This window comes from Paraburkholderia solisilvae, assembly GCF_902859875.1.
Taxonomy (GTDB): domain Bacteria; phylum Pseudomonadota; class Gammaproteobacteria; order Burkholderiales; family Burkholderiaceae; genus Paraburkholderia; species Paraburkholderia solisilvae.
The window spans coordinates 30063-42341 of sequence record NZ_CADIKF010000061.1 but is presented as its reverse complement, the minus strand read 5'-3'; the positions used below and the strand labels follow the sequence as shown (position 1 = coordinate 42341).

14 protein-coding genes are annotated in these 12279 nt (G+C 64.9%); 5 read left to right on the top strand and 9 right to left on the bottom strand.

The genetic code is table 11. The features are described from left to right. Nucleotides 1-378: 378 nt before the first annotated feature. Nucleotides 379-933: a hypothetical protein gene (locus HV675_RS27575; protein ID WP_175114628.1), complete on the top strand. Its 555-nt coding sequence runs from the start codon at nucleotides 379-381 to the stop codon at nucleotides 931-933. Between the two features lie 123 nt (nucleotides 934-1056). Here HV675_RS27575 and HV675_RS27570 read toward each other — a convergent pair whose 3' ends face one another. After that, nucleotides 1057-2217 carry a metallophosphoesterase gene (locus tag HV675_RS27570; RefSeq protein WP_175114627.1) on the bottom strand — a complete coding sequence of 387 codons (1161 nt, stop codon included), beginning with the start codon at nucleotides 2215-2217 and terminating at the stop codon, nucleotides 1057-1059. 333 nt (nucleotides 2218-2550) lie between these two features. Here HV675_RS27570 and HV675_RS27565 point away from each other — a divergent pair, with 333 nt between their 5' ends. The 4 genes from HV675_RS27565 to HV675_RS27550 all read left to right on the top strand — a co-directional run bounded on the left by HV675_RS27565 (nucleotide 2551) and on the right by HV675_RS27550 (nucleotide 4530). Next, complete coding sequence (locus tag HV675_RS27565; protein WP_175114626.1) at nucleotides 2551-2865, top strand: hypothetical protein; 315 nt, start codon at nucleotides 2551-2553, stop codon at nucleotides 2863-2865. 311 nt (nucleotides 2866-3176) lie between these two features. Continuing rightward, complete coding sequence (locus HV675_RS27560) at nucleotides 3177-3797, top strand: alpha-ketoglutarate-dependent dioxygenase AlkB family protein (RefSeq protein WP_175114625.1); 621 nt, start codon at nucleotides 3177-3179, stop codon at nucleotides 3795-3797. A gap of 170 nt (nucleotides 3798-3967) precedes the next feature. Continuing rightward, entirely contained in the window at nucleotides 3968-4216 is a 249-nt protein-coding gene (locus HV675_RS27555; protein WP_175114624.1) for an AbrB/MazE/SpoVT family DNA-binding domain-containing protein, read from the top strand. After that, nucleotides 4210-4530: a type II toxin-antitoxin system PemK/MazF family toxin gene (locus tag HV675_RS27550; protein WP_175114623.1), complete on the top strand. Its 321-nt coding sequence runs from the start codon at nucleotides 4210-4212 to the stop codon at nucleotides 4528-4530. The genes HV675_RS27555 and HV675_RS27550 overlap by 7 nt, the downstream gene beginning before the upstream one ends. Before the next feature lie 227 nt (nucleotides 4531-4757). Here HV675_RS27550 and mdcH read toward each other — a convergent pair whose 3' ends face one another. The 8 genes from mdcH to HV675_RS27510 form a co-directional block, all read right to left on the bottom strand. Then, the gene (gene mdcH, locus HV675_RS27545; protein ID WP_175114622.1) at nucleotides 4758-5696 is read right to left on the bottom strand and encodes a malonate decarboxylase subunit epsilon; all 939 of its coding nucleotides are present in this window, start codon (nucleotides 5694-5696) and stop codon (nucleotides 4758-4760) included. Further along, complete coding sequence (locus tag HV675_RS27540; protein ID WP_175114621.1) at nucleotides 5693-6526, bottom strand: malonate decarboxylase holo-ACP synthase; 834 nt, start codon at nucleotides 6524-6526, stop codon at nucleotides 5693-5695. Before HV675_RS27540 ends, mdcH begins: the two co-directional genes overlap by 4 nt. Next, nucleotides 6526-7344: a biotin-independent malonate decarboxylase subunit gamma gene (mdcE, locus tag HV675_RS27535; protein WP_175114620.1), complete on the bottom strand. Its 819-nt coding sequence runs from the start codon at nucleotides 7342-7344 to the stop codon at nucleotides 6526-6528. The genes HV675_RS27540 and mdcE overlap by 1 nt, the downstream gene beginning before the upstream one ends. 2 nt (nucleotides 7345-7346) lie before the next feature. Continuing rightward, complete coding sequence (locus HV675_RS27530; protein ID WP_175114619.1) at nucleotides 7347-8234, bottom strand: biotin-independent malonate decarboxylase subunit beta; 888 nt, start codon at nucleotides 8232-8234, stop codon at nucleotides 7347-7349. Beyond that, the gene (locus HV675_RS27525; RefSeq protein WP_175114618.1) at nucleotides 8231-8566 is read right to left on the bottom strand and encodes a malonate decarboxylase subunit delta; all 336 of its coding nucleotides are present in this window, start codon (nucleotides 8564-8566) and stop codon (nucleotides 8231-8233) included. Before HV675_RS27525 ends, HV675_RS27530 begins: the two co-directional genes overlap by 4 nt. Then, nucleotides 8554-9453 (bottom strand): triphosphoribosyl-dephospho-CoA synthase, encoded by a 900-nt coding sequence (locus HV675_RS27520; RefSeq protein ID WP_246270582.1) that lies wholly within the window; start codon nucleotides 9451-9453, stop codon nucleotides 8554-8556. Before HV675_RS27520 ends, HV675_RS27525 begins: the two co-directional genes overlap by 13 nt. Nucleotides 9454-9691: 238 nt before the next feature. After that, nucleotides 9692-11383, bottom strand: a complete 1692-nt coding sequence (gene mdcA, locus HV675_RS27515) for a malonate decarboxylase subunit alpha (protein ID WP_175114616.1) — start codon at nucleotides 11381-11383, stop codon at nucleotides 9692-9694. Then, a complete protein-coding gene (locus HV675_RS27510; RefSeq protein WP_175114615.1) occupies nucleotides 11340-12176 on the bottom strand; it encodes a GntR family transcriptional regulator in 837 nt (278 codons plus the stop codon). The genes mdcA and HV675_RS27510 overlap by 44 nt, the downstream gene beginning before the upstream one ends. Between the last annotated feature and the right edge of the window lie 103 nt (nucleotides 12177-12279).

Below are 12279 nucleotides of genomic sequence, written 5' to 3'. Positions count from 1 at the left end.
ACCGTGAAACGACTCCACGCCGATGATAGTGCGGATTGCCCGTGTGAAAGTAGGTAATCGTCAGGCTCCTCCTGCCTCATCCCGCGACCCCGCCCACCAAAGGCGGGGTCGCGGCGTTTACGGCCCCCAGCGCCTCACATTCCCCCAGGCCCTCCCGTTCCCGGAAAACCGGCGAACTCACCCGTCCGCAGCCTCCCGTCACCGCCCCCGGACTCCACGCCTGAGCGCTCTCAGCCAGGCGTCAAACATCAAAATATCCCGCCAGTCCGTTCCGTTTGCATTGGTATCCAAACTGATTCGGATTCCAAACGTTGACAGAACCCATCTCGAAAAACAAACTGCTGTGCGAGTCGCCGTTGATCAACAACTGAGGATCGCATGAACCAAAAGCTAGCCATCGCCGTAGTCACCGGAGCATTCATTGCTTTAGCGCCGTTAAGCCCACAGGCGGCACAGCCTGCCGCATCGGTTGCGTCGAGCGCAACCATCGCGGGAGTCAGTGTGCTTCAGGCTGAAGGCATCGTGCAGTCGGTGGACCGCGTTGCGCACACCGTCACCGTCAAAGATGCGGCGAGTGGCCAGGCAACCTTCAACGTCAGTCCGGATTCGACGAAACTGTCGGAGATCAAAGCAGGGGACAAGGTGCGCGTGCGGATGGCGCGAGACGCGGTTATCACCGTGACGCCTCACGGATCAACGAACGCCGCAAACCATGCCGCGGCAAACGCAGACCCGATGACTCAAAATAACATTCAGGCGGAGCTCGTCACGGTTGATCAGAAGACGGGGATACTCGCATTGCGCGGCCCGCAGGGCGCCATCTTCCATATTCAGGCAGCCAACACCGCGCAACTGGCTCATCTGTCGGCCGGCATGCATGTTGAAGTTGCCTATGCGCCCACTGCGGCCGTGTCTGTATCGGCTGCGCAGTAGTTCAAACGCGGCGATCGGTCACGTCAAACGCGATCGCCGCACGATCGGCGTATCGTTCAGGTCTGGTTTGAACCTCATTTAAAACCTTGGCCAAAACGCGGTTAAAGCCGGTCAACTCTCCATTCAAACGCCGGCGTTCACCAATCTCAGTCGCGTAATCTCCGAAGGGGCGCCGAGCCGTTTCGGTGGCCCCCAATATCCGGTGCCGCGGCTGGTGTACACCCAAAGGCCGTTCAACCGGGCGAGCCCGGCGGTGAACGGCTGCTGCAGCCGGACAAAGAAATTCCATGGGAAGAACTGTCCGCCGTGCGTATGGCCGGACAATTGCAGCGTGAATCCCGCGTCTGCCGCCGCTTCCGCAGTCCGTGGCTGGTGCGCAAGCAGCACGCGGATCAGCACATCGCCGGGCGCGCCTTTCAGTGCGGCCTCAGGATCGCTGTTGTGCGCCGGATCATAGTGCCCGGCTGAATAGTCGGTCACGCCAGCAATGACCGCTTGCGCGCCGTCGTGATTCACTACCACGTGCTCATTGAGCAACACATGCAGCCCGAGTCGCTCGAATTCCGCGATCCACGCGTGAGCGCCTGAATAGTACTCGTGGTTGCCCGTAACCAGATACGCGCCGTGTCGCGCGCTGAGTCGCGCCAGCGGTTGCGTGTGCGCGGACAACTGCGCGACCGAGCCGTCGACCACGTCGCCGGTGACCGCGATCAGATCCGGCTTGAGCCGGTTCACCGCGTCGACGATCGCATCGACGTAGTTGCGCTTGATGGTCGGTCCCACGTGGATATCGCTGATCTGCACGATCGTGAAGCCTTCGAGCGCGCGCGGCAAGTCGTCGATCGGCACTTCGATCGTGACCACTCGCGCGCGACGCCGGGCGTTCACGAAACCGATGGCTGTCGAAAGCAACGCAAGAATGGGCACCGCCGCCGCGCTATTCGGCCGCCATTGTGCGACCGACACGGCATGCGGCCAGAGTGTATCGATCGTCAGCAACGACGCAAGCACGATGTCGCGCACAAACGTCAGCACCAGCAGCGATGAAAAAAAGCCCATTGTCAGCAGGCCAATCCATGCGAACCGGTCGCCGACCGATTGATGTTTGAAACGCCGCGCAAGCATACCGGCCGGAATCAGCAAACAGGACAGTACGAGCCAGAGCACACACAGCCATCGTCCCGTGGAGTCGATCGGCAGGTCGGGAATGATGCGAAAGCCGACATACAGGTGAAACAGAACGCCGATGGAAATCAGGCGCACGAAAAACGATGATAGGCGCATAGGTGAGGTAACGGGACGCGACGGAGTCGGGCCTGGCGGACACTCTTGCGAGCGATCGCTTAGGCATGCAGGTCATTCATTCTACCGGCAGTTTCGACAACGGGTAGAAGGCAGGCGTAGCGTGCCGGTCTTCTTGCAAAATGTCATCGGGGACGCGTCACACAGGCTTGCTCTCGCCTCGGGAACATTCCCATTAAACGAGCATTGAATGACGGGAATATACGAACTATTCTGAAAACGGACCTTCATTTCACCATGTGTGGTTATGCCGGTGAGTCACGCGAACTGAAACGGGGTGTCTATCGTCGACTGGGACGGCGGTGGGAGGCCTTCATGAAAGCGATCAAACTGACGCACCGCGAACACCATATCGGGCACGAGGGTAGTCATGTGATGCTGCCGCTGGTGGTGCTGTCGCTGATAGCCGTAGGCGTCTATTGCGGCGCGCGGAATCTCGAATTTTCTGAACTGGGCAGAACCGCGCTATTTTATGTGGTGATGGTTTTCGTGGCGCTCGGGGCCGCCGGATTGTGTGGGGTTGTCGCAGCCTGGCTGCGCTCGAATGGCGACGACGGGCAAGAGGGCTTCTGCTTTATCGGCGCGTTGCTCGGCGCGATCGTCTTCTACCTGGCGATGCTGGCTGCTTGAGGTGTGCGGTTTGTAAAATTCGCTGCCGCGTTTCCGTATGGTGAGGGTTTTTCAGGTCTAACAGAATTTCGCGCAGACGGTTTTGTACCGCGGCGTTTTGTCATCCGGCTCGCAGCATGCCACAGCGTGTGCGCCGTCGTATCGTCGATCACGGCTATCAACGGCGAACACGCTGATACGCAATGTATGTCGATCATCCCGCGCGGCGCGCGCCCGCGCACCGGGATGCAGGCGGCGGGGTGCAGAGGCAAAGGTTCATACTGGTTACCGTTGCTCGAGACTATCAGCGCCGCATCTGCGGCATTCCCGCCATGCCCGATCTGTTTGATGACACACCCACGCCCGATGTCGCGTGGTTTCCCGATTGGCTTTCGCCATCGACCGCCGTCTCGATGATGGCGCGCATCATCGAAGAGGTCGCGTGGCGGCAGGACACGATGGGCACGCCGGCAGGCCGCGTGCCGCTACCGCGTCTCACCGCGTGGCAAGGGGAGCGCGATGCCGTGTATGTCTATTCGGGTATCCGTAATGTGCCGGACGCATGGACGCCGGCGGTAGGCGAACTCAAGGCTGCGGCCGAGGCGGCCTGCGGTACGCGTTTCAATAGCGTATTGCTGAATCGCTATCGAAGCGGTGCGGACAGCATGGGCTGGCATGCGGACCGGGAACCTGAACTGGGCGATGAACCGGTGATCGCGTCGCTGAGCCTTGGCGTTACGCGCACGTTCGACATGCGGCACAACAGGACGGGCGCGACGCAATCATTTCTGCTCAAGAGCGGCAGTCTGCTTGTGATGCGCGGCAGGACGCAGGCGGAGTGGCGTCATCGCGTACCGAAAGAGCCTCGTGTGCAGGGGGAGCGAATCAATCTGACGTTTCGATACGTGACCTCTCGCCGCACGTCGCCCCTCCTGAAAAGTCTTGATCTATAAAATATATAAAGATAAAAAAATTTATGCGCATAAACGCCGGTCAGCATTCGCGTCCGCTGTTACGACAACATCAGATTCACCCTATGCCATTTGGCCATGCTATCATGTAATAACTTTGTGTTTACTTTTCCTTCCAATCCTCTTAGCATTTTTCGAACTGAGGTCTCGCCATGAAAACCACGATCCGCAAGATGGGTAACTCACATGGCGTGCTCATTCCGAAACCGATTTTGGCCCAACTGGGACTGGAGGACGAAGTGGATATGCAAATCGAAGGGAACGCTCTGGTCCTGCGCCGGCCGCAGAAGCGTGCGCGCGAAGGGTGGGCCGAAGCGAGCCGGTCCATCGCGGCGGCCGGGGGCGATCGTCTGGTGATGGGCGAGTTTCCGAATGCGGATGACGAGGGATTCACATGGTAGAGCGCGGCGAGGTCTGGCTAGTTGCGCTGGATCCGACCGTCGGCAGCGAGATTCAGAAAACGCGACCGTGCGTGGTCGTATCACCTCCGGAGATGAACGAATACCTGAACACGGTGATCGTGGCGCCGATGACCACGGGCAGCCGACCCGCGCCGTTTCGCGTGGGCCTCACGTTCGCGCGCAAGCGCGGGCTGATTCTGCTTGATCAGATACGCACCGTCGATAAAGAGCGCTTGATCAAAAGAACAGGCGCGATCTCGGATCAGGCGCTGATGTCGGCGCTTGACAGGCTGCGGGAAATTTTCATCGATTAGGGTGACGGCGCCGCTGCAACAGCGTCTCTGCATGCCCTGATGTTGCCTGTGCAATAAGTGTGCAGACGGCGTTGCGTCTCGTCGCGAGTTGTTCGGGGCGTAAATTCCGGCGCGCATGCGTGTTTTCGCCGATCAACCTCCCGGGGGGCAACGGTGTGCGCAAGCGTTGCGGCAACGTCACTTGCGCACCGCCCGTTCCGCTGCATCTGCGCGCCCGTCACCTGACGTCAACCACCTGCATCAATACGCCGTCTGACAGTTGCGACCAGCCGGTCGAATGCCAATGCACTGGCGGGAAGTGCGACGACGTCAGGAAAGTGCTCATGCGCGATGTCCGTCAACACCTGGCCCGGCGGCGCTTCCAGCAGAACGCGCGCGCCCATTTCGACCATCACCGTCAGCGCATCGAACCACCGGACGGTATGACGCATATTGGTCACGAGGTCGTCGCGAATGGCGTCGGCGGTACGCAGCGGCCGGCCCCCGCGATTGCCGACATACGCGCTCTGCGGCGCATCGAACGGCACGTTCCGGGCGTACGCCGCGAGTTCGTCGGCGGCCGGCGCCAGCAGTTCGCAATGCGAAGGCACACTGACGGCCAGCCGGGTCGCTTTGCGCGCGCCGGCGGCAAGCGCGGTTTCGATGAATGCATCGAGCGCGTCCGTTGCACCGGCCACGACGATTTGTCGTGGCGCATTGACATTGCCGACGAAAACGCGTGGACGGCCGCCATGTCCGTTCTGTGCGCAGAGCGTTTCGACCTGATGTTCAGTGAGGCCCGCAATCGCAGCCAGTCCGTAGCCGGACGGGTAGGCGGCTTCCATCAGTTCGGCGCGCTTGCGCACCAGCCGCACCGCGTCGGCGAATCCGAGCGCGCCGCAGCTGACGGCCGCAGGGTAGGCGCCGACCGAGAGTCCCGCGCTGACATCCGGCGCCAGTTGTTCCGCGGCGAGCGCACGCGTAATTGCCACGCCGGCGACGACGATGCCGATCTGCACGGCGACGGTCGATTGCTGCGCGGCCTGCGTGTCGAGCGTCAGCACATCGAAGCCGAGCACATCGGACGCTTCGCTCAACGTGGCCGCCGTCGCAGGATGCTCAGGCAGGCGGTGCAGGAAACCCTCGGTCTGCGCGCCTTGTCCGGGAAAAAGAAAAGCGAGCGTCATCGTGCCGCTCCTGTCCTGGCCGCATCGAGGTGCGGCACTCTGGTTGTCGCCGCGTCGGCGTCGGCGTCAGCATCCGCGGCAGCGTCAGCAGCGCCGGAGCCCGTGGTGACCGCAGCCCAAGGATCGGCGACCAGCAGCGGCCCATCAATCGCGCGCGCCATCACGCGCGGCTTGCCGGCTGCAAGCTCGGCGAGCGCGACGCCGCCAGCCGGCGTGTCGACCTGCACGTCCACGCGGATGCCGGCGCGTTCCGCGAGCGCGCGCAGTTCCGCAAACAACCGCCTTGCCACCGCGGGTCGCAGTCTGTCGGGCGCGCGAATCAGCAAGTCGAGATCGCTGGATGCGGTAACGGCAGGCGTTCGCGTCGCCAGTTCGAAGCCGACGCTGCCCGCCGGCCCCCACACGCATGACGCGAGGGCGCCCGGTGAGCGCTGCAGTGTCGCGAGCGCGGCAAACGCGGGCAATCGCTCGCGGCCCGGCGAAGGGTCGCTTGCAGCGAGCGCTTCGGGCGCCACGGCGAATTCGACATCGGCGTCCGCGGCCCACGTGCCGTAGCGTTGCGCTCGGCTTGCGCCGCGTATCCCCACGGCGACAAAATCGGGCGCGGCCGGCGCGCGCCGCACGACCGCGAACGGCGCGAGCAGGAACGCGTCCCGCACCCATTCGGGTTCGCCGTCGCGCGCCGGCAGACGGCGTAGCCGCAGCACGTCGTGCGCGCGCCAGCATGCATGGCCGCCGTCACGGTCTGTACCGTCATCGCGGCGACCGCGCGCATCCGCTGCGGCAGACGCCGCAAGCGGATCGACCGGCGGCAGCGCGCACATTTGCATTACGCGGCGTCCCACTGCTGCGCGAGCCGCCGCCGCACTTCGATCGAGGCGGCGCGCGTCTTCTGCGCCGCCTCGGACTCGAGCCGGTGCGACAGTCCACGCGTGCGGTCCGTGCGGGCATCGCGCGCGGCGTCCGCGAGCAGGGTACGTACGCGTTCGATCTGCGCGTCGCTCGGCGCATCGGCATCGACGCCGTCAATCAACGTATCGAGCAGGCCGAGCTTCGCGAACGACGCCATCGAGTACGACATCGGCACGATCGTTTCACCGAGCTTGTCGAGCTCGGCGACGGTGCGGCGCGTCACGCGCGCGGCGGCTTCCTTGCCCATCGCATGGACCAGCGTGCCGGGCGCATCGAGCGCGAGAATGCGATTCGCCTGATAGCCGTGCGCGAGAAACGCGCCCGACATCGCCGGCCCGACGATCAGCGCGACCACCGGATGTCCGGCGTCGCGCGCCGACGCATAGGCGTCGACGGCCGATGCGCACGCGAGGTGAAGGCCCAGCATCTCCTCGCGGTAACCATACGCCTGGCTTTTCACATCGACGACCGCGACAATCGGGCGCTTCTTTGCGGCGTGCGCATCGGCGGCGATCGCGTCGCGCACGGTGCGTGCCAGCAGCCATCCCTGCTCGAGGCCGACCACGTTGTCGGTCGCGCGCGGAAACCGGTTGTCCGGGTCCGGCACAACCGCGACGAAGCGCGCGCGCTCGTCGCCGAGCGCCGCGTCGCCGCTCCACACCGGCGCTTTGGTAGCCGGCTCGCCGGCGAGGGCGCGAAACCAGCGCGCGCCACGCGTGATGAAGGTATCAGTCACGGTCACTCCTTGCGCGCCGAAGTGGACGCATCGGCCGGCGCGCCGGCGGGAAAGACCGCGCGCATGGTTTCGGGGGTTACGGTGGGCGGATCGATCGCCGCGAGCCGCGCGAGGTACGTATCGACCTGCTCGCTGCGATGCGCGGCCGGCAGCCCGCGCGCGAACGCCTGCGCGACCGCGGCGCGCACCTCGGCGACATCGTCCGTGACGAGGCTGTCGGCGAGTCCGGTCGCCGCGCGTTGCTCGCCGCCGATCAGTTGCCAGATGCGACGCCGGTCGCTTGCGTCGAGCTCGTCGATACCGGCTTCCTGCTCGATCACTTCCGGGCCGTTCATGCCGAGCCGCCCCTGTTTCGTGACGACCAGATGCGAGCACAGCGCGGCGGCGAGCGACATTCCGCCGAAGCAGCCGACCATGCCCGCGATTACGCCGACCACCGGCACGTGGCGGCGCAGCGCGACGATCGCCGCCTGCATTTCGGCGATGACCGCGAGCCCGAGGTTGGCTTCCTGCAGCCGCACGCCGCCGGTTTCGAACAGCACGACCGGACGTATTGGCCGTCCGCGTTCGCAGTCGCGCAGCGCGAGTTCGAGTGCCGCGGCGAGCTTGCTGCCCGACACCTCGCCGATGCTGCCGCCCTGAAACGCGGATTCGAGCGCGGCAACCACCGCCGGTTCTCCGTCGATCGTGCCACGTGCGATGACCGCGCCGTCGTCGGCCTGGCAGACGATGCCTTGCAGCGGCAGCCACGGCGATTCGATGTGGTCGAACGGGCCGAGCAGTTCGCGGAACGTGCCGGGATCGAGCAGCGCACGCGCGCGTTCGCGCGCAGACAATTCGATGAAGCTGTCGGCCAGGACTGGCGCAGCCTGAATCGCGACGGTGCTCATGCTGTTCCTCCCGGCGCGCCGGATGCACCGCGGTCATCGGGCGGATCGATCGCTTCGACAGCTTCCGCGAGCCGTAGCGCGACCACGCCCGGCGTCGCGCCGAAATCGTTGATCTCGATACGCGCCGCGCCGTTATAGCGCTGGAAGAAGCGGTCGAGCACGCTTTTCCAGATATGGCCGTAGCCGTCGACGCTGGTGCGCACGTCGACGGTCGCCGTCATCGAGGCGGCGGGCGACAGCAGCACCTCGAGGTCGCCGGAGCCGACCACGCCGACATGCGTGCGCGCCGTGACGGCGCGTTGCGCCGGATACTCGAACGTCAGATGTTCCATGAGGCTGTACTCCCGGTGAAGTCGTGACGTGACAGTTTGTCGAGGAAGAGTGTCGCGGCGAGCAGATCGGCCGCGCCACCCGGAGAAGCGTTGAGCGCGACGAGCGCGCGATCGAGTGCGGCAAATGCCGCGCGGCCCGCGGCGGTCGAACTGCCGCCGGCCGCGAGCACGCGACACGCGCCTTGCTGGCCCGCATGAAGGCCGGCAAGGCCTGCGCGGTGCAACAGACAGGTATCGTCGAGCGACGCCATGATCGCGAGCAGCGCGTCGACGCGCGCGGCACTTTCGCCGATACCGCGCTCGCGGGCCTGCGCGAGGGCCGGCAAGCCGACGTTGAGCGCATGTGGAAAGCCGTCCTGCGCTTCGCGCCGTGCGCCGCCGACCTGATAGCGCTGGCGCACGCGTTCGCCATTGCTGTCCGCGGGCGGGGCGAAGCGATCGGGAAAGCAGGCGATTTGCGCGCCGAGCGAACAGGCGAGGGCGGCGTCGGCGAATGCCTGATGACCGGCACCACGTCGCGCGACGCCGTTCATCGCGGCTCCGGCAACCAGCAATCCCGTGATCCAGATCGCGCCGCGATGCGCGTTGCTACCGTCGGTTGCACGCATCATCGCCTGCTCGCCGGCGCGACCGATCAGCGCGAGTTCCGAGCGTAATGTCGCCGATGGCGTGCGCTGCCGCGAGGCGCGCGCGAGCGCTTCGAATGTCGATTCCAGCGCGCGGGCGGAGCGTCTCATGGTCGGCAGATCGAGATCGCGGTGTGCGCCGCTGCCGCGCCCATCGACGAGCGCGGGCTTCGGCGTCAACTCCGCTTCTTCGATTAGCGATTCGACGGCGAGCCGCGCGAGTTGCGCATCGGACAGCGCATGCCGCGCCGCGTGTTCCACGCAGCGCGTGCCGGCTGCGCCGACGACGCCAGCACCTCGCCGAACGACGGTCGCCGTAACCTCAGCCGCCATTGCAGATGCAGGCACAGCAAGCACAGCAGACCCCACCACCCTCGTCGCAGACCGCCCACAGCCCGCCATCACTCGCGCATCACCGACACATTCCACCGCAGCGTCATCAACCGCCGCTTCGCCGCGTGTCGCACTCCGACCGGAAGCCACTGCCGCCGCCATCACATCACCAGCTTCTGAAGCGAGCCGGCGGCGCATACAGCCCGCCGGACCACGTCACCAGATCGTCGATGCTGCGCGCGGCGAGCAGCGAGCGCTTCGCATCGCCGCGCCGGATGCCGAGATCCTCCGGATAGGAGACGATCCCGCGCCGCCGCAACTCCGCGGTTTTCTCGGGCTTCGCGCGCAAGCCGATCGGCGTGACGCCGGCGACCGCGGCGAGCGCCGCGCGCCGTTCGTCGACGCCTTCGGCCTTGTGCAGATACGCGATGCCTTCTTCGGTGACCACGTGGCTCACGTCGTCGCCGTAGATCATCACCGGCGCGATCGGCATGCCGCTTTTCTGGCCGACTGCGACCGCGTCGAGTTCGTCGACGAAGGTCGGCTCGCCGCCTTTCTTGTACGTCTCAGCCATCTGCACGACGAGCTTCTGGCCGCGCGCGACCGGCCCGTCGCCCTTGAGCAGCTTCAGCCAGGCTTCGCTCGCATGACGCCGGCCGCGCGGATCGTGTCCCATGTTCGGTGCGCCGCCAAAGCCGGCGAGCCGCCCACGCGTGACTGTCGACGAATTCGCATCCGCGTCGATCTGCAGCGTCGAGCCGATAAACAGATCGACGCCATACTGACCCGCCAGCTGGCACAACACACGGTTCGAGCGCAGCGTGCCATCGCTGCCGAGGAAAAACACATCGGGCCGCGCTTCGATATACGCTTCCATGCCGACTTCGCTGCCGAAGCAGTGCACGCTGTCGACCCAGCCCGACTCGATGGCCGGAATCAGCGTCGGGTGCGGGTTGAGCGTCCAGTTGCGGCAGATCTTGCCGCGCAGGCCGAGCGATTCGCCGTAAGTCGGCAGCAGCAGTTCGATCGCGGCGGTATCGAAGCCGATCCCATGGTTCAGCGACGTCACGCCGTACGCTTCGTAGATGCCGCGAATCACCATCATCGCGGTGAGCACTTGCAGATCGCCGATATGGCGCGGGTCGCGCGTAAAGAGCGGTTCGACCGCGAACGGCCGGTCCGCTTCGACGACCACGTCGACCCACGACGCGGGAATATCGACGCGCGGCAGCGTATCGACGATCTCGTTGACCTGCACGATCACAATGCCGTGCCGGAAGGCGGCCGCTTCCGCGATGGTCGGTGTGTCCTCGGTGTTCGGACCGGTGTACAGATTGCCGTGCCGATCCGCCTTTTCGGCGCACAGCAGCGCAACCTGCGGCGTCAGATCGACGAACATCCGCGCATACAGTTCGACATACGTGTGGATCGAGCCGATTTCGAGTTGCCCGTCTTCGAGCAACTGCGCGACGCGCAAGCTTTGCGGACCGGCAAACGCGAAATCGACCCTGTGCGCGATGCCCTTTTCGAAGAGCGTCAGATGCTCGGGGCGGCTGATGCTGGAGATCAGCAGGTGCACGTCGTGCACTTCGGCCGGATCGACCTGCGCGAGCGAGCGCGACAGGAAGTCGGCCTGCTTCTGGTTGTCGCCTTCCAGCGCGACGCGATCGCCCGGACGGATCAGCGTCTGCAACGCATCGACGATGCGCGCCGCGGGCAGCACACCGTCCTTGAACCATGGCGCGATCTGCGCAAGCCGACGCGCTTTTTCGTCGCGCCGCGTGGTCCACGAGCGCGGGGCAGCGGCGTTCACGCTAGCCGTCGATGTCGGACGGTTGGGTTCGAGTCGCGGGTTCATCAGCAGGGGTACTCCCGGGGATACGGGTTGAAAGGCGCCCGCGTTTCGCGCGCGGCTTGCGCGCCGACGCCGATTCGGCCTCGGTTGTCGCGCGTTCAGTCAGAAAACGATAAATCAATTCCCCGGTTCCTATCAGATGAGCCGCGACAAGCGCTTGTGCAGCGGCGATGTCGCGACGCCGCACCGCGTCGAGCAATGCCACGTGTTCGTGATCCGATTCGCCCTTGTATTCGGGAAAGCCAAACTTGAGCCGCAGGTAGCGTTCGCCGCGACGATGCAGGTTCGTGATCATCTCGCACAACTGCGGCCGTCCGGCAGGCGCGTACAGACTCGTATGAAACGCCTCGTTGCGCGCGACATAGAGCGACGGGTCCGGTTCGCGTTCCGCGGCTTTGCAGAGCTTCGTCACTTCGCGCAGCGATGCCGCGCTGTGCTTCGGAATGGCAAGGCCGAGCGCGAGGCTTTCGAGCGCCGAACGGATTTCATATATTTCACGCGCTTCGTCAGCCGACAGCGGTGCGACCGTCGCCCCCTTGTGCACCTCGACCTTCGCCCAGCCCTCGCTTTCGAGCTGTCGCAGCGCCTCGCGCACCGGGATCGCGCTCACCGAAAAATGACGCGCGATCGCGTCCTGCCGCAGCGGGGCGCCGGGCGCGAGCGTGCCATCGACGATCGCGCTGCGCAGCGCGTCCGCGATCATCCGCGATGCGCTCGAGCGAGGCGCGCCGGCGGTGGGCAGGAACGGCACGCGGGGCGCGCCTTCCAGGGGAAAACCATCTGTTGCGCTATTCATGATGGAATATATTATATATAAAAATGTCGAGTTTTCCAGCCGGAAAAACCCGCAAACACCCGCCGACAAAAGGGCGGGCGTGCATTTTGAAAAAAATGGCCGG

Excerpts from the sequence above, each read along its gene's own strand:
- HV675_RS27575 (WP_175114628.1), top strand. The coding sequence starts at position 379 with ATGAACCAAAAGCTAGCCATCGCCGTAGTCACCGGAGCATTCATTGCT.
- HV675_RS27570 (WP_175114627.1), bottom strand. The coding sequence starts at position 2,217 with ATGCGCCTATCATCGTTTTTCGTGCGCCTGATTTCCATCGGCGTTCTG.
- HV675_RS27565 (WP_175114626.1), top strand. The coding sequence starts at position 2,551 with ATGAAAGCGATCAAACTGACGCACCGCGAACACCATATCGGGCACGAG.
- HV675_RS27560 (WP_175114625.1), top strand. The coding sequence starts at position 3,177 with ATGCCCGATCTGTTTGATGACACACCCACGCCCGATGTCGCGTGGTTT.
- HV675_RS27555 (WP_175114624.1), top strand. The coding sequence starts at position 3,968 with ATGAAAACCACGATCCGCAAGATGGGTAACTCACATGGCGTGCTCATT.
- HV675_RS27550 (WP_175114623.1), top strand. The coding sequence starts at position 4,210 with ATGGTAGAGCGCGGCGAGGTCTGGCTAGTTGCGCTGGATCCGACCGTC.
- mdcH (WP_175114622.1), bottom strand. The coding sequence starts at position 5,696 with ATGACGCTCGCTTTTCTTTTTCCCGGACAAGGCGCGCAGACCGAGGGT.
- HV675_RS27540 (WP_175114621.1), bottom strand. The coding sequence starts at position 6,526 with ATGCAAATGTGCGCGCTGCCGCCGGTCGATCCGCTTGCGGCGTCTGCC.
- HV675_RS27530 (WP_175114619.1), bottom strand. The coding sequence starts at position 8,234 with ATGAGCACCGTCGCGATTCAGGCTGCGCCAGTCCTGGCCGACAGCTTC.
- HV675_RS27525 (WP_175114618.1), bottom strand. The coding sequence starts at position 8,566 with ATGGAACATCTGACGTTCGAGTATCCGGCGCAACGCGCCGTCACGGCG.
- mdcA (WP_175114616.1), bottom strand. The coding sequence starts at position 11,383 with ATGAACCCGCGACTCGAACCCAACCGTCCGACATCGACGGCTAGCGTG.
- HV675_RS27510 (WP_175114615.1), bottom strand. The coding sequence starts at position 12,176 with ATGAATAGCGCAACAGATGGTTTTCCCCTGGAAGGCGCGCCCCGCGTG.